Annotated in this window: 12 protein-coding genes and 1 pseudogene; 10 read left to right on the top strand and 3 right to left on the bottom strand. The window is 65.0% G+C overall.

Annotated features, from left to right (window positions below):
- The first annotated feature begins 1 nt into the window (after position 1).
- The 8 genes and pseudogenes from ACRCUN_RS23330 (at position 2) to ACRCUN_RS23295 (ending at position 12489) form a co-directional block, all read left to right on the top strand.
- On the top strand, positions 2-202 hold the full coding sequence (locus tag ACRCUN_RS23330) for a cytochrome c oxidase subunit II (RefSeq protein WP_462143991.1): 201 nt from the start codon (positions 2-4) through the stop codon (positions 200-202).
- Between the two features lie 190 nt (positions 203-392).
- Positions 393-1136, top strand: a complete 744-nt coding sequence (locus ACRCUN_RS23325) for an SDR family oxidoreductase (RefSeq protein ID WP_462143990.1) — start codon at positions 393-395, stop codon at positions 1134-1136.
- 93 nt (positions 1137-1229) lie between these two features.
- A pseudogene (locus ACRCUN_RS23320) lies at positions 1230-4685 on the top strand (protein kinase domain-containing protein).
- An 81-nt stretch (positions 4686-4766) separates the two neighbouring features.
- Entirely contained in the window at positions 4767-5174 is a 408-nt protein-coding gene (locus tag ACRCUN_RS23315) for a pyridoxamine 5'-phosphate oxidase family protein (protein ID WP_462144051.1), read from the top strand.
- Positions 5175-6129: 955 nt separating this feature from the next.
- Entirely contained in the window at positions 6130-7467 is a 1338-nt protein-coding gene (locus ACRCUN_RS23310) for a hypothetical protein (protein WP_462143989.1), read from the top strand.
- Positions 7464-8912, top strand: coding sequence for a glycosyltransferase family 2 protein (locus tag ACRCUN_RS23305; protein WP_462143988.1), 1449 nt, complete (start codon positions 7464-7466; stop codon positions 8910-8912). Before ACRCUN_RS23310 ends, ACRCUN_RS23305 begins: the two co-directional genes overlap by 4 nt.
- A gap of 20 nt (positions 8913-8932) precedes the next feature.
- A complete protein-coding gene (locus ACRCUN_RS23300; RefSeq protein WP_462143987.1) occupies positions 8933-10852 on the top strand; it encodes a cellulose biosynthesis cyclic di-GMP-binding regulatory protein BcsB in 1920 nt (639 codons plus the stop codon).
- The gene (locus tag ACRCUN_RS23295) at positions 10849-12489 is read left to right on the top strand and encodes a glycosyltransferase family protein (RefSeq protein ID WP_462143986.1); all 1641 of its coding nucleotides are present in this window, start codon (positions 10849-10851) and stop codon (positions 12487-12489) included. The genes ACRCUN_RS23300 and ACRCUN_RS23295 overlap by 4 nt, the downstream gene beginning before the upstream one ends.
- Here ACRCUN_RS23295 and ACRCUN_RS23290 read toward each other — a convergent pair.
- The 3 genes from ACRCUN_RS23290 to ACRCUN_RS23280 are packed head-to-tail and all read right to left on the bottom strand — an operon-like array spanning position 12475 to position 14906.
- Complete coding sequence (locus tag ACRCUN_RS23290) at positions 12475-13497, bottom strand: zinc-dependent alcohol dehydrogenase family protein (RefSeq protein WP_462143985.1); 1023 nt, start codon at positions 13495-13497, stop codon at positions 12475-12477. The two genes, ACRCUN_RS23295 and ACRCUN_RS23290, sit on opposite strands and share 15 nt — an antisense overlap.
- Before the next feature lie 21 nt (positions 13498-13518).
- On the bottom strand, positions 13519-14007 hold the full coding sequence (locus ACRCUN_RS23285) for a (R)-mandelonitrile lyase (RefSeq protein ID WP_462143984.1): 489 nt from the start codon (positions 14005-14007) through the stop codon (positions 13519-13521).
- A complete protein-coding gene (locus ACRCUN_RS23280) occupies positions 14004-14906 on the bottom strand; it encodes a helix-turn-helix transcriptional regulator (RefSeq protein ID WP_462143983.1) in 903 nt (300 codons plus the stop codon). The genes ACRCUN_RS23285 and ACRCUN_RS23280 overlap by 4 nt, the downstream gene beginning before the upstream one ends.
- 105 nt (positions 14907-15011) lie before the next feature.
- Here ACRCUN_RS23280 and ACRCUN_RS23275 point away from each other — a divergent pair, with 105 nt between their 5' ends.
- The gene (locus tag ACRCUN_RS23275; RefSeq protein ID WP_462143982.1) at positions 15012-15785 is read left to right on the top strand and encodes a glucose 1-dehydrogenase; all 774 of its coding nucleotides are present in this window, start codon (positions 15012-15014) and stop codon (positions 15783-15785) included.
- A 21-nt stretch (positions 15786-15806) separates the two neighbouring features.
- A complete protein-coding gene (locus ACRCUN_RS23270) occupies positions 15807-16424 on the top strand; it encodes a (2Fe-2S)-binding protein (protein WP_462143981.1) in 618 nt (205 codons plus the stop codon).
- Position 16425 lies beyond the last annotated feature (1 nt).

Genomic DNA, 16425 nt, shown 5'->3' with positions numbered 1-16425 from the left:
TGTGCGCAGGGCTCTCGTCGTCGTGTTCGGCATTGTCGGTGTGTTCATCGCGTTGTGCGGTCTGCTGTTTGCGCTGCAGGGCTTCGGTGTCGTGGGCGGCAGCCCGATGAGCAACACCACCACGTGGTCGATCCTCGGGCCGATCATCCTGCTGGTTGGTGCCGCCCTCGCGTACGCCGCATGGCGTTTTCGCCGGTCGTGACATAGCGGCGACGAGTTTTCCGACTTCCCTCGGAGTGTCGAGGTAGCGGTGGACGCTGCCCTTCCTATGCCTTACCGTGACCTTAAGTTGCTCTTATTTTTCTTAAGAAGCGTGTACGGTGGGTCCTCATAGCGGTCGTGGCCTCTCGTCGGAGCGCAGACCGCATCGGCAGTGACGGAAGGAACCCGACATGCACGAGAACGCACGGATCGCCCTGGTGACCGGAGCATCGCGAGGCATCGGCGCCGAAGTCGCCCAGCAGCTCGCCGGCCCCGACACCCACGTCATCGTCAACTATCGCGAGAAGGCCAAACGCGCGGACACGATTGCCGACACCATCCGCAGCGCCGGAGGCCACGCCTCCACGCTCGGTGCCGACATCTCCGACGAGGCCGCGGCCGCCGCGATGATCGATGACGTCGCCCACCGGTTCGGCAAGCTGGATGTGCTGGTGCTCAATGCCTCCGGCGGGCTGGAGCTGGGCGCAGACCCGGGCTATGCCATGCGCCTCAACCGCGATGCGCAGCGTCGGCTCGCGGAACTGGCCCTGCCACTGATGCCCGCGGGCGCGCACATCGTGTTCGTCACCAGCCACCAAGCCCACTTCTTCCCGCACAAGGCGGTGCCGAAGGGGTACGCCCCCATCGCCGCGAGCAAACGGGCCGGCGAAACCGCCCTCTATACGATGCGCCACGAATTCGAGCGGCGCGGAATCCATTTCACCGTGGTCTCCGGCGACATGATCGACGGCACAATCATCATCAAGCTCCTGGAGCGCCGCGATCCAGCGGCTGTCGAAGCACGTCGCAGCAAGTCGCCGCTGCCCACCGTGAGCGAGTTCGCGGCCGCGATTGCCAATGCGGCGACAAACCCCCACCCGTCGGGGATCGTCTATGTCGGCGGCCCTGACTATCTCGACCGGATGTCGGCGTAGCCCAGATTCGGCCGCCTGCTGGCAAATCCGGCGTTATGCTCGGTTAGGCGGCTGTGCTGCTGCCATGACGCCACTGGAGTTTCGAGGCGAACGATGGGGCGCAACGACCCGTTGCCCACTCAACGGGACCTGCCCGCCGGGATTCCGGCGGAGTTGGAGGCAGCCGGCTTCCAGGATCCCGAGGAAATCGGGCAGGGTGGGTTCGGCGTCGTCTACCGCTGCACCCAACGCACGTTGGACCGAACCGTAGCCGTCAAAGTTCTCACGGCCGACCTGGAGCCGGACAACCTCGAGCGGTTCATGCGCGAGCAGGTCGCCATGGGCAAACTGTCCGGGCATCCGAACATTGTCAACATCTTTCAGGTCGGCACCACCGCGAGCGGCCGGCCCTACATCGTCATGCAGTACCACCCGCACGGTTCGCTCGGCACCAAGATCGCCGACAGCGGACCCATCGGCTGGCGCGATGCGCTCCGTGTCGGAGTGAAGATGGCGGGCGCGCTGGAGACCGCCCACCGGCGCGGCATGCTGCACCGCGACGTCAAGCCCGCCAACATCCTGCTCACCGAATACGGTGAGCCACAGCTGACCGACTTCGGCATTGCCCGCATCATCGGTGGTTTCGAAACCGGCGACGGCGCGGTCATGGGCTCACCCGCCTACACCGCTCCGGAGGTGTTGCTCGGCCAGCCACCGGCCGCCACGTCTGACGTGTACAGCCTCGCGTCGACGCTATTCAGTGCCGGTACCGGACACGCGGTGTTCGAGCGTCGCAAAGGCGAGCAGATGGTCGCGCAGTTCCTGCGGATAACCCAGCATCCGATGCCGAATCTGCGGGAATCGGGCTTGCCCGCCGACATCTGCGGCGTGATCGAGCAGGCGATGTCGCGTGACGTCAAAGACCGCCCGGCGAGTGCGGAGGCGTTCGGCGAGCAGTTGCGCGAACTGCAACGACGTCACGGCTTACCGGTCGACGACATGCCGGTACCCATACCGGCCCCGGCGATCCGCTACGACCCGACAACGCCGGGTACGCCGTCCACCGGCTATCGGGTGCGCACACTGACGCCGCCGGCCCCCGCGAGTCGCTTCCAACTGCCGATGCCGGCGAAAGCGCTCGTGGAACGCGCCCGGCTGATCGATGTCCTGCGGGCTCAACAGAAGAAAAAGCTCACGGTGATCCACGGCCCGACGGGCTTCGGGAAAAGCACGCTGGCCGCGCAGTAGGCCAAGCTGCTGACAGCCGACGGAGTGGCCGTGGCCTGGTTGACCGTCGACCATGACGACAACAACGTGGTCTGGTTCCTGGCCCACCTCATCGAGGCCATCCGCGCCGTGACACCGGCGCTCGCATCCGATCTCGGCGAGATGCTCGAAGAGCACGGGGACGAAGCCGAACGTTATGTGCTGACCTCACTCATCAACGAGATCCATTCCACCGACACCCGCATGACGCTCGTGATCGACGACTGGCAGCGGGTGACCGACCCGAAGACCATCGCGGCGCTGCGCTACCTGCTGGACAATGTCGCCTCGGGCCTGACTGTCGTGGTGACCAGCCGCAATCAGACCGGCCTACCGATGAGCCGGATGCGGATGCAAGACGAGCTGATCGAAATCGATGCCACTGCATTGCGTTTCGATGTCGACGAATCCGAGTCGTTTCTCGTCGAGCTCGGAGGCCTGGACCTTGATCACAACGACGTCGAGGAACTCACCGCGAAGACCGACGGCTGGGTGGCCGCACTGCAGTTGGCATCGCTCTCGCTGCGCGACCGCGAAGATCCGGTCCGGCTGATCGGCACGATGACCGGACGCCACCACGCGATCAGCGAGTTCCTGGCCGAGAACGTACTCGACACGCTCGAGCCGTCGATTCTCGATTTCCTGCTGACCACTTCGATTCCCGAACGCATCTCCGGTGAGCTGGCTTCCGCGTTGAGCGGGGCCCCCGACGGGTTGGCCATGCTCGAACACGTCGAGGAGCGTGACCTGTTCCTGCACCGCGTCGACGAGCAGTGGTTCCGCTACCACCAGCTGTTCCGCGATTTCCTGCGGCACCGGTTGAGCCGAGACTCACCCGAACGGGTGGTGGCGCTCCACTGCACGGCATCGGAGTGGTTCGCCGAACACAAACTGGTGCGTGAGGCCGTCGACCATGCGCTGGCCGCAGGTGACGAACAGCATGCGGTGACCCTCGTCGAAAACGACGGCATCTCCCTCGTGGCCAACTCCCAGATGGCCACCCTCATCGGGCTGGCCGACAAGTTACCTTCAGCCGCAGTGCAATCGCACCCGCGGCTCCAGTTGGCGCTGGCCTGGGCGAACATCGTCTTGCACCGGATACCGGCCGCCGAGCAGGCGCTGGAGCTCGTGGATTCCACGTTGGCCACATCAGGGCTGTCCGCCGACGAAATCGACGATGTGCGAGCCGATGTCGGCGTGGTACGCGGCGTGGTGGACCTGCGCTCGGACCGTTTGGCAGGCATCGATGAGCACATCGCGCCGTGCTTGCAACGCCGAGACCGCCTGCGGCCGTTCACGGTTGCTTCAGCGGCCAATGTCGCGACGTTCGCAGCCGCCTATCGCTATGACCTGGACGAGGTCGAGCGGATACAGATGTGGGCCGCGCCGTACTACGAACGCAGCGGCGACGCGTTCAGCATCGTGAACGGATTGTGCTTCACCGGGTTGGCGCATCATCTGATGCTCGACAACGTCGCCGCCGAGAAGTACTTCCGCCGAGCCCTGCGAACAGCCAAGCGATCCAGCGGAATTCACTCCTACACCGCCCGCCTGGCGAGCTCGCTTCTCGGTGAATTGCTCTACGAACGTGGCGATCTCGCCGAGGCCGAGCGCCTCTTGGATGAGGGGTACAAGCTCGGCCCCGAAGGTGGCTCCGTCGACTTCAAGATCGCCCGCTACGTCATCAACGCCAGAATCAAAGCGCTCCAAGGTGACCGGCTGGCGGCTACGCAGCGGCTGGACGAGGCGACGCGCGTCGCGCGCACCCTGTCACTCAACCGGTTGCGGGCCCTCGCCGAGCACGAACGGATCCGGCTGGGCCTCCCACCACACCCAGAATTCGGCCCGATGCCGCTGACGTCCTACGACGCCCGCAGACAACCCGTCGATGCCATGGATGAGATCGCCGTGCAGTTCGAGGAGGCTTCGGCGATCCGCATGCTGATCGCCGAGGCCGATCCGGACAGACGCGCCCTTGCCTGCCGCTGGGCCCGTGAATGGGTCGACCGGCTTGTGACGCGCAATCACCCGCAGGCATTGTTGCGGGCCCGCCGCCTGCTGGGGGCATGTCTCGCCGCCGACGGCCAAACCGCCGCAGCGAAAGCCACTATCGCCGGCGTCGCCGCCCAATGCGCACAATTACGCATGCTGCGCTACCTCGTCGACGGTGGTCCGCATGTGGTCGCCACCCTGTCCGAACTTCGTGCCGACCAACAGGCCGGGCGGTGGGCTGACGACTGGCCCGAAGTTCCGGGCGAGTTTCTCGACCAGGCCCTCGCCGCGGCGGTGCCGCAACGCATCTGACGTGGTACGAGCTGTGAAGGAAATAACACGGCCGCCCGACCGGTTCGGAATGGGAAACGAACGGAGGACGCTGTGGCGACGATGTCGGAATCGGAACGGCAGGACTACCTGGCCGAGCTTCATGTCGGAGTGATCGCGGTCGAACGCCCCGATCGGGCGCCGCTGGCCGTGCCGATCTGGTACGGGTACCAACCGGGCGGTGATGTTCTGTTGTGGACCGAAGCCGGGTCGCTCAAGGAGAAGCTGATCCGGGCCGCCGGCCGGTTCTCGATCACCGCCCAAGACGAGCAGCCGCCCTACCGCTACGTCACGGCAGAAGGTGACGTGACAGCGACCGAGCCCGCCGAGGATGCCGAGGTACGCGCTATCGCCGTCCGCTATTTCGGTGAGGACGAGGGCAACAAGTTCACCGATGAGAACTTCACCGAAACGTCGGTCATCATCCGAATGAAACCCAAGCGGTGGCTGAGCACCGACTACTCGAAGTGAGCCAACCGATCACAGCGTGCAGAGCATGAACGTGAGGCCACGCTCATGACGTGGTGGTGCGCGAGCCCGCGAATGGTATTCCCCGGAGCTGGCCCGCACGAGGCTTCTTGCCTCAAGGATGGGTCCGATCGCATTTCGACAATCAAAATGACACGAGTCCCTGAAGTGCTCGTAATGCGAGCAGCACGACGATGGACTCTGGTACCTGCACAGCACTGACAGTCCTACCGATCACGTGACCTGCCGGCTGAGGTTTCGGGAGGGACTTTCGCGGCGCGTCCGTTCATCCGTGGCCGGCAGCTTTCTGCCGGCTCGTGTGTGTTCACTCCGAACACCTTGTCCGGATTGGTGTTTCAGTTCGGCCCAGTTAGCGAAGTAACCGAACACACCGCCGCGTGAGGCCACCGTAAAGGCGAACCCACGCAAGACGCCGACGGAATCGCCAACCCCAGTGAGCGGGCGGCCGGTCCGCATACTCCATTTCTGCGTACCCCCCACTTCGGCCGAACTGTACGCGCCCGTCCCGCGCGACATTTGACGCGGCGAACGCACCGGACTCAGCAAACCCATCGCAGTAACCAGAATGCGGGACGCGCGCAGTCGCGGGCGGTAAGCGCGTTCTCCGTTACTCACACAAAGTACCTATTGTGTTAATACAGCAACGCGTTAAGAATTGTCTATCGCGGTGCAACTTGATCGGACGTCAATTTGTGGATATACGCATTACCTCGTACGATCTGGCCATAACTTCAGTTACCCAAGTTGTCGACTACCTCAAAGTGGCGTTGCCAGTTCTGTCACAGCGATGTAATTAGACACCTTTACCTGTCAGGCAGGATCCGTGTCAGAGACTTACGTCCGTGGCGATGCCGCCCCGCGTTCCGTCCCCCTTTCCGGCATCACAGCCCCGGCTTTCGTCCGGTCCGGTTTCTGGCCGCGGATTGCACTGGTCGGCGTGCTCACAGGAGTGGCGTACCTGAGTGCTTTCGCCGCAGTCATCGAGCACGTCATCGCCCAATCACGCGCCGCTTATCTCATAGCGCTGCCGGTCTTGGCTGCGGTGGTCATCGCGGGATATCGGCGGGCTCCCGGCGGCGTCGGCGATGACGAGTCCGACTGGATCATCGCCGGCCTTGTGGGCGCGGCCGGCCTGTGTGGTGTTCACCTGGTGGCGCAGCGCATGCCGACGTTGGCCGGCTTGTGGCACGTGCAATTACAAGGGGCAGTGATCTGGGCCGCCTGCTGCACTGCGATTTTGCTCGGCGTGCGTTACGCGCTGCGCATGTGGCCGTTGTGGATCCTTCTGGTGTGCACCGTGTCGCCGCTGCCATATCTACTGGCCGTTGCCACATTGGGCGGATCGGACGCTGCGGCCACTGCTGTCGCGACCGGGATCGGGGCCGTCGCGGTCTTCCTGGCGGGGCACGCGATACCAATGTGGTGGCGGCTGGGCAGTGCCGTTGGTTGCCTGGCGACGGGTTTGACGGTCATAGCCTGGTTGGACCAGCTCATCGGACTGCTTCCCATGGTCGTCGTGGCGGGCGGGGCCATACCGGTCATCTGGGCACTGACCATGCTGCATCTGCGTTCAGCTACCCCTGACGCCGAGGTATCGGCCGGCCCGGACGCGGTACCCCGGCGGTCACCCGCTCAGTTCACCATTCTGATGGTTCTCGCCGCGGCGCTCGCTCTGCTGCATCCGAATGATGGCCGGCTTCCCGATCCGCCTGAGGTCAACGCGAGCTGGGTCCAACGCGCTGGATTGCTGGACGCGACACCGATGACGTTTGCCACGCGGTTCATGGGACCTGATGCGACGCTGACGAGGTACACCGTTCCAGCCGCGTCCGGCGTGCCCAGCGCCGCTGTTGATGTCATGTCGACCTCCAATCTTGCTGCACTGCAAGATTTTTCGAACGCTGTCTGGTACGCCTCAACGGAACCCACGAGCTACGCAGTCAGTGACCACTCCGAGTTTCCGGCCGGCGCGAGGATCGTTCACAGCAACTCGGACACGGCCACCAGCGACGACAGCGCGCAGTGGTATGCGGTGACCTGGCTGTGGCGTTCGCAGACTCGCTACCAGCAGGTCACGATCGTGGTCAACCAGAATTCGAGCTCGTCCGACAGCCCTGCAGCACCGCGGCCGCTGACACTGGGCGACACCATCGTCTCACCGACTCTGTGGCTGACTCGTCAGCAACCGTCTGCCTCCGGCGGTGTCGACGAGATCGTGCTGCAGCGTGCTGAACAGGTGGCTCGCGTGATAACCGCTGCGGCGCACCCGAAGTGACCGCCGGCATCGGCACGCCGCCGGCGCTGCCCGCCCATCTGTCGGCCCGCAGCGCGCTGGGCCGAGGATCGCTGATCCGCATCACCGCACTCGCCGCCATGGTGGCCGCACTCATCACGGTGCTGCCCCATCACGTTCCCGCGACGCTCACGACGCTGGTGGCCCTGTTTTACCTCATCTCCACGATTGATCGTAATTACCTGCTGTTCAGGGGACTTCGTTCGTCAGCGCTGGTGCATGTCAGCGACGACGAGGCTCTTGCGATCTCCGATGCCGACTTGCCGGTCTACACCGTCCTGTTACCCGTCTATCACGAGCCGGCGATCGTGCAGAACCTTGTCAACGGAGTGGGACAACTGATCTATCCGAGCGACAAACTCGAAGTCCTTCTGCTGGTCGAGGAGGACGACACCGCAACCCAAGCCGCGGTCAAGGGCTTGTCGCTGCAGAGTATTCGCGTCGTGGTGGTCCCCCACAGCCTGCCGAAGACCAAACCGAAGGCCTGCAACTACGGAATGGCACTGCCTGACCTCAAGGGCGAGTTGATGACGATCTACGACGCCGAGGACATTCCGGATCCGTTGCAGCTGCGCAAGGCGGTGGCGGCGTTCCGGCGATTACCGGATGACGTCGGTTGCCTGCAGGCCCGACTGGGCTACTACAACGAAAAGCAGAATCTGCTGACCCGGTGGTTCGCGCTCGAATACGACCAGTGGTTCGGAGTCGTCTTGCCCGCGGTCGAGGCATCCGGTGGGGTGGTGCCGCTTGGCGGCACGTCCAACCACATTCGTACCCGGGTGTGGCGCGAGGTCGGCGGTTGGGACGAATTCAACGTGACCGAGGACGCCGACCTCGGCGTCCGGTTGGCCCGGCACCGATACCGCACCCTCATCCTCGACTCCACCACGCTCGAAGAGGCGAATTCCGATGTGGTCAATTGGATTCGGCAACGGTCCCGCTGGTACAAGGGCTACCTGCAAACCATGATCGTGCACTTGCGGCATCCGGCGGCGCTGCGGCACGAGATCGGTACCGCCGCAGTTCTCAGGCTCGTCAACATGACCGGCGCCATCCCGTTGACCAACGCGCTCAACTTGTTGTTCTGGTTCACGATGCTGACCTGGGTGATCGGACGGCCCGCGGTCATCAACGCGTTGTTCCCACCACTGACCTACTACACGTGTTTGGCACTGTTCCTCGTCGGAGCACCACTGTCGGTCTTCATCGGCCTCGTCGTCACCTCGGCACTGGGCAAGCCTCATCTTTGGTGGGCGGCACTACTGGCACCGATGTACTGGCTGCTGCAGTCCGTCGCCGCCGTCAAAGCTATCTACCAGTTGATATTTCGGCCCTTCTTCTGGGAGAAGACCGTGCATGGCCTCGCACACATTCCCGCCAGGGCCGCCACATCGACCGGCCTCGAACCCGGCAATCCCGCCACATAGACCACCAAGAGAAGGACGCCATGAACCGCCTGCGCAAGCTGGCACTGCTCGCCGTGCCGACAATCCTCATCGGGACGCTCGCTGCGCCCGCGGCTTCCGCCGACCCGATACAAAACCAGATCAGCCCTTCGAGTACACCGGCCGTCGGCTGGGGGCAGCTCGGGTTGTCCGATGAACTGGTCCTCTTGGGCGACAACCAACGAAACTACGTGGAAGTCCCTGTCCCCCAGGGTGTTACCCCCACGAGCCTGAGTGGCCAGATCGGGTCGGTCGTCGACGCTCCCGAAGGGCGTGTCGACGTGCTCGACTCACGGGGCACGTTCCTCGGCGCGATCAAGGCACCCACCGCTCTGGCGAGCGAACCCTTCACCGTCAACATCTCCGCGGCCGAGGTCACCGACAACACCGCGCGCCTGAGCTTTGTCCTGCGAAACGCGGACACACCCGCCAACAGCTGCTCACAGGTGCCGTCGATCACGCTGAGCCAGTTGTCGACGAGCTACTCCGGCGCGTCCCCCAACCCGCGGACCGTGGCCGACTTTCTGCCGGGCTACCTCGATCGTGTCACGATAAACGTCGGAGCCAAACCCTCGTCGTCCCAACAGCAAGCCGCGCTGAACCTGGTTGCTCGACTCACGAATCTGTACCGCCCGATACCGGTACGAGTAGACGTGAACACATCGGGCGCGCCGGCGGGGCCGGTTGTCGGGTCGAGCCGGGTCATCGAGATTCGTGACGGCGGCAAGCCTCGGCTGTCGGTGGCAAACGGCGGTACCCCCGCGGCGGCACTGGTGATCTCCGGCAGCGGCGCGGACCTGGTGCGACAGGTCGACCTGTTCACCGATCGCCGCGCGAAGCTCGCCCAAGCCGATTCGGCCGCAGTGAATTCGGCTACTCATGATCGCCCGCAGTCCTCGAACACCCTGACGTTTGCTCAGCTGGGGGTGAATGCCGAGGCCTCGGTCTTGGGCACCACAACTCTGTACACCGGGTTCGACATCGGTCAGTTCGGCACGGGCCAAATCCAACAGGCGCGGCTGCACCTACTCGCCAACTACACCCCGGTCACCGAAGGCGAAGGATCGCTGCTGATCCGGGCCGGCTCCACGATTCTTGCCTCACGCTCACTCGACGGCTCGGGCACGGTGGACCTCACCGCCGACATCCCCGCAGAAGCCGTGGCCTCGAACATCGGGCTGGGACTGGAACTGCGATACGTGCCTCGACACGAATGCGCCCCGCTGTCGGACCGCATGACCTTCGCGCTCGATCCTCGCTCGACGCTCACCGTCACGCCAGGAACGCATAACCGGGGCGGGTTCCCCGTGCTCCCAATGGCGTTCACGCCCGACGTCGACGTAGCGGTGAGCAGTCCCGATCAGATCCGCTACGCCGCACAGGCGATCAACCTCATGGGGCAACAATCTGCCGTGCCGCTACTTCCGCGCCTCGTGACCTTCGATGAGGCGGCAAACGCGCGCACACCGCTGATCGCCGTGGCCACCGGTGAGGAACTGCGGACCGCGGGGATGACGCCACCGCTCCTGCCGGGAGTAGGCACCACCATCGGCGTCAACGGAAAGCCGGTCACCGATATCGACCTGGGCGGGCCTCTCGGCATAGTCCAGGCATTCACGGCTCAGGATCGAAGCGTCCTGGGCATCAGCGCCACGGGTGATTGGTCGTTGGTCGACCGTAGCTTCGACTACATTCGTGGACTCGATCGGCGGTGGGCGTCATTGACCGGTGATGTCATTGCGACAGGCGCCGACGACGACACGGTGAACCTCGTTGTGCGCTCAGGCGGTCCGATGCCGTACGAACCACATGTCGATGACGCCTGGAAATGGTGGGCGACGCTGAGTGTCGGCGCTGCGGTTCTCATCGTCGCTACGGCTACCGCCATCCTGGTGGTGCGGCGCCGACGCGCCCGGACGTGACCGAGCAGACGTCGTCGCCACCGCGTTGGCGGGCGGCGGCGATCTTCACAGCACTGTCGGGCATCTACTTCTCCGTCGGCGCAATCCTGCTCGTGCGGTACAACCTGTTCGACCCGGACGCGCCGAGTCGAGTCGCCAACGCCGGCTACACCGTGATGAGCCGGGATCCGCACCTGTCGGCTATCGGATTCGTCTGGAATCCGCTGCCCAGCCTGGTGGAGATCCCACTGGTGTCGCTGCACCCGTGGTGGCCCGAACTGAAGACACACGGTCTGGCCGGCGTGATTCAGAGCGCGCTCTTCATGGCCGGTGCCGCGCTGATGGTGCGGCGGATCGCCCTCGACCGTGGTCTGACAAGCGGTTGGCGTTGGGCGGCTGTTGGAGGCTTCGCCCTCAACCCCGTCATCGTCATCTACGGCGGCTCGGGGATGAGCGAGGCAGCAGAGATCTTCTGCCTTGTGTGGTGCACCAGATATTTACTGAAGTGGCTCGAGACGCGCCGTGTCGGCGACTTGGCGTGGGCCGGCATCGCACTTGGAGTCGGCTATCTCGCCCGGTACGAGATGATTCCGGCCGCGGTCGGTGTAGCGGTGCTTGTCGCCGTCGTGGCATTCACCCGAGCCGACCGAGACAACCGCACACAGACGACGATCCTCAGCGTGCTCATCGTCATGTTCCCGATCGCCGTGGCGTTCGTGACGTGGGCCGTCACCGGGTGGATCGTCAGCGGTGAACTGTTCGCCCAACTGTCATCCCGCTATGGCAACGAAGGCCAGGTCGCCGCGGCGCTGGCGCGCGGCGGCACTGCGCATTCGGGCACCGCGGACGGGTGGCTCGTCGCCGCGCGGGTCCTGGCGATGCAACCGCTCGTCGGCATCGCGGTTGGCCTGGCCGCGCTCGTGGCCGTGTTGGCCAGGAAGGTCGACGCCCTCGTCCCGGTGGTGGTGTTCGGTTCCGTGCTGACTTTCGCCGTCTGGGGCCATTATTCGGGCACCACGTTCGGGTTGTTCCGCTACTACCTGCCTGCCATCCCGATGGTGATCCTGATCGCGCTCACGGGATGGGGCGCGGCACGCGCCGTCGGCTTGCGGTTGGGGCCGGCACTGCTGTCACTGTCGATCGTCGTCGCGATTCCCGTGACCACCGCTTCCATGCTGAACGAGAACATCGGCAATCAGCCATTGCAGTTCGGACTCAAATCACTCCTGAACCCAGAGAAGTATCCGGCCGAACAGCAGTGGTACCGCAGAGAACTCGTCGACGACCGCCTGCTCGCGGAGTTTCTCGATCGCAAACACCTCCCTGACGGCGCGGTGCTGATGGACACGTTCTTCGGTTGGGGTATCTGGCTCGCGTCCGACAACCCCAAACAATTCGTCGTCACCAGCGACTACGACTTCACCGCGGCATTGAATCGGCCGTGGGATTTCGGAATCCGATACATCGTGGTCAGCAACCCGGTCCTGTCCGACGCCGACGCGGTCCACGTCCGTCACCCGACGATGTGGGACACCGGGGCCGGATTCGCCCGGCTCGTCTATTCGGTCAAGGGCCCCGGCGGCGACGAGCGCCGCCGGGTATACGAGGTGCTCGGTCCGCCGCGACCAGTGCCGGCCGACGCGCTAAGTGGTGAGTAACACCTTTACGGCCCGCCGTTCGTCCATCGCCCGGTAGCCGTCTGCCGCCTCCGGTAGGGGCAGGGTCATGTCGAACACCTTGCCGGGTTCGATCTTTCGGTTCCAGATCAGGTCGATCAGTTCGGGAAGGAATCGGCGAACCGGCGCGGGACCACCGTGCAGGTGCACCGCGGAGAAGAACAGTTCATCGCCGGGCAGCTCGACGCCGTGGGCGACGCCGACATAGCCGACGTGACCGCCCGGGCGGGTGGAACGGATGGCCTGCATCATCGATTCCTGTGTGCCGACCGCCTCGATGACACTGTGCGCGCCCAAGCCGCGGGTCAGATCCTTGATGGCCGCTACGCCGGCGTCACCGCGTTCTGCGACGATGTCGGTCGCCCCGAACTCGCGGGCCAACTGCTGTCGGTCGGCGTGCCGGCTCATGGCGATGATACGTTCGGCGCCAAGCTGTTTGGCCGCCATCACACCGAGCAGACCGACGGCCCCGTCGCCGACCACAGCGACCGTCTTACCCGGGCCGGCCTCTGCGGCGACGGCGGCGAACCAACCGGTGCCCAACACGTCGGAGGCGGCCAGCAGGCTCGGAACCAGATCGGCGGGCGGGAGCTCCGGCGTGGCCACAAGCGTGCCATCGGCGAGTGGGATGCGGGCGTATTCGGCTTGCGTGCCGATACCTCCCATCAGCACCGCGTGCTCACAGCGGCTCTGGTACCCGGCCTGGCAGATTTCACAGGTGTTGTCGGAGGCGAAGAAAGAGCCGACCACGAACTGGCCCGGCTTGATCGTGGTGACCTCGCTGCCGACCTCTTCGACGATGCCGACATACTCATGACCCATCGGGGTCGCCGAACTGACGTCTTCGATTCCACGCCACGGCCACAGGTCGCTACCACAGATGCAGGCGGCCGAGACGCGGATGACGGCGTCGGTCGGTTCGATGATCTTCGGGTCGGGCCGGTTCTCGACCTGGACGTCGCCGGGGGCGTGCATCACTGCACCAAGCATGGGGGTCTCCTGATCGTTGGGTTAGTGGAGGTACTGGTCGTCGGTGACGTGCTCCATCCAGTCGACGACCTGGCCGTCGACCACCGACTGAATCGCGATGTGGGTCATGGCCGCGTCCTCGGTGGCGCCGTGCCAGTGCTTCACACCGGGCGGTGTCCAGATCACGTCGCCCGGCCGGATGTCTTGTTTGTGTCCGCCCCACTCCTGGACCCAGCCGGACCCCGCGGTGACGATCAACGTCTGGCCGCCGGGGTGGCTGTGCCAGGCCGTACGCGCACACGGCGTGAATGAGACTTCGGCTGAACTGAATTGGCGGGCAGTGTTCGGATCGAACAACGGTTTGACACTCACTTGGCCGGTGAACGTGTCGGCCGGGCCCGGTGTGGCGGGCCGGGAATCGCCGCGCGAGATCTGCACGGCGTTGTCCTCGGCGTGGGACGGGGCGGACTTCCACAGTCCGAGCGGCACGGCGGCAGCCAGCACGGCCGCCAGGGTGAGGACTCTTCTCATGTGTGCTCCTTGAGTTCTGGGGTGGCAGCGGCGTTGTCAGGGCCGGCGACGGTGGCGGCCCAAGATGCGAGAAGATCGAGCGCATGCGCTGTCGGCGAGGCGGGTTCGGCGACATAGATCGTGAGGCTGAGCCCCGGGTCGGAGATCATGTCGACACTTTCGTAGGCCAGTTCGAGATTGCCGACGACGGTGTGGTGGAAGTGCTTTATTCCAGCGCCATGTAGGCGGACGTTGTGCGAACTCCAGAGCTTGCGGAATTGCTCACTCCGAGTGGACAGTTCACCGACGAGGTCGTGAAGCGCCTTGTCGTGCGGGTCTCGGCCGGCCTCGGTGCGCAGGATCGCGACGCACGTGTCGGCGGCCTTCTCCCAGTCGGGATAGAACCGGTGCGAATCCTCGTCGAGAAACGTGTATCGGGCGAAGTTCGGCACGCCGCCGGGCTCACGCTCGTACATCGATGCGTGCATGGCATAGCCGAGGTGGTTGGTCGCCAACAGGTCCATGCGGCCGTTGCGAATGATGGCAGGCGGTTGGATTCCGTCGAGCACCCACTGCAGTGCGGGACGTGGTGTCCACCGGGTAGTCGGGCGGCGACGCGGCCGCATGCCGGCACTGGTCCCGTCGGCAGCGTGCGCGAGGTGAAACAGATGCGCGCGTTCGGCGTCGTCGAGTTGCAGGGCCCGGGCCAGTGCGTCGAGCACCGACGCCGATACGCCCCCGATGGAGCCGCGTTCCAGCTTCGAGTAGTACTCGACGCTGACACCTGCCAGCGCGGCGACCTCGCTGCGTCGTAACCCGGGTACACGGCGGTGGCCTGCCTCGGGGATACCCGCCTGTTGCGGGGTGATCTTGGCTCGCCGCGAGGTCAGGAACTCGCGGACCTCGGCTCGGTTGTTCACATATTCGACGGTACGACCGGTTATGGGGTCGTGGGATGCACTCTCAGTACACGTCTCGTCAGTGACTCCCTCACGTAGTCGAACAAGCGTTTCCTGGTTGCTGTGATGCCAACAAACCCGACGTACGATTTCAGCGGCCAGGTTGCTCTGGTCACCGGCGCGAGCTCCGGCATGGGCCTGGCCACGGCGCGAGCGTTCGCCCGGTCCGGCGCTTCCGTGGTGCTGGCCGATATCAACGCGGCATCTCTGAGCCAGGTGACCGACGAGTTCGTCGCGGCCGGCCACCAGGCACTTGGCGTGGAGTGCGATGTCGCCGACGAAGCCAACGTGGCCACCGCCGTGCAGGCCGCGGTCGACACCTACGGCCGGCTCGACATGGCATTCAACAACGCCGGTATCCAGGTGCCCCCATGCGACGCGGCTGACGAGCCGGCTGAGGCGTTCGACCAAGTCAACGCGGTGAATCTCCGGGGCGTGTGGGCCTGCATGAAGCACGAGCTGGCACAGATGCGCCGTCAGGGCAGTGGCGCGATCGTCAACTGCTCGTCGCTCGGCGGACTGGTCGGACTTCCCGGCCGTGCGGCCTACCACGCCGCCAAACACGGCGTGCTCGGTCTGACGAGGAGCGCCGCGCTCGAATACGCGCCGCGCGGGATCCGGATCAATGCGGTATGTCCCGGCACCATCGCAACCCCGATGGTCACCGACATGCTCGACAAGGGCGACCTTGACCTTGCCGAAGCCATTGCCGGCCAGCCGATCAACCGCCTCGGTGAAGCGGACGAGGTCGCCGCAGCGGTGCTCTGGTTGTGCAGTCCGGGTGCCGGCTTCGTCGTCGGCGTCGCGCTACCCGTCGACGGCGGATACACCGCCCGCTGATTCCACGCGAGAGGATCGACGATGAGCGAGCACGAGCAAGTCGAGACCGGTACGGCCTCGCTGCGGATCACCCGCAGAACCTTTGTCGGCGCGTCGGTCGCTGTGGGTGGCGCGGCCGTCGCGCTCCCGCTGCTGCAGGGCTGCGGCGACGACGAGCAGGCGGCGTCAGACATCACCGGCACGGTGCGGATGCGCATCAACGGTGAAGACCGGGAAGTGGCCGTCGACAATCGCACGTCGTTGCTGGACATGTTGCGCGAGCGAGTCGGGTTGACCGGCACCAAGAAGGGTTGCGATCAGGGCGCCTGTGGGGCGTGCACCGTGTTGGTCGACGGCAGGCGGGTGGTGTCGTGCCTGACGCTGGCGGTCATGACCGACGGTGCCGAGGTCACCACGATCGAAGGGCTCGAATCCAACGGTCAGCTGCATCCGCTGCAGCAGGCGTTCATCGATGAAGACGGCTTTCAGTGCGGGTTCTGCACGCCCGGCCAGATCATGTCCGGAATCGGCTGCATCCGGGAAGGCCACACGTCCTCACCCGAGGAGATCCGCGAGTGGATGAGCGGCAACATCTGCCGCTGCGGCGCCTACAGCAACATCGTCACCGCGGTCGCCAGAACCGCGCCGAACGGAGCCTGAA

The sequence above is a fragment of the Mycobacterium venezuelense genome (assembly GCF_054919535.1).
The sequence above is the reverse complement of the archived record's forward strand: the minus strand, read 5'-3'. Positions and strand labels throughout refer to the sequence as shown.

Bases quoted from the DNA above. Each gene is read 5' to 3' on its own strand.
- ACRCUN_RS23325 (WP_462143990.1), top strand. From the start codon at position 393: ATGCACGAGAACGCACGGATCGCCCTGGTGACCGGAGCATCGCGAGGC.
- ACRCUN_RS23315 (WP_462144051.1), top strand. From the start codon at position 4,767: ATGTCGGAATCGGAACGGCAGGACTACCTGGCCGAGCTTCATGTCGGA.
- ACRCUN_RS23300 (WP_462143987.1), top strand. From the start codon at position 8,933: ATGAACCGCCTGCGCAAGCTGGCACTGCTCGCCGTGCCGACAATCCTC.
- ACRCUN_RS23290 (WP_462143985.1), bottom strand. From the start codon at position 13,497: ATGCTTGGTGCAGTGATGCACGCCCCCGGCGACGTCCAGGTCGAGAAC.
- ACRCUN_RS23285 (WP_462143984.1), bottom strand. From the start codon at position 14,007: ATGAGAAGAGTCCTCACCCTGGCGGCCGTGCTGGCTGCCGCCGTGCCG.
- ACRCUN_RS23275 (WP_462143982.1), top strand. From the start codon at position 15,012: ATGCCAACAAACCCGACGTACGATTTCAGCGGCCAGGTTGCTCTGGTC.
- ACRCUN_RS23270 (WP_462143981.1), top strand. From the start codon at position 15,807: ATGAGCGAGCACGAGCAAGTCGAGACCGGTACGGCCTCGCTGCGGATC.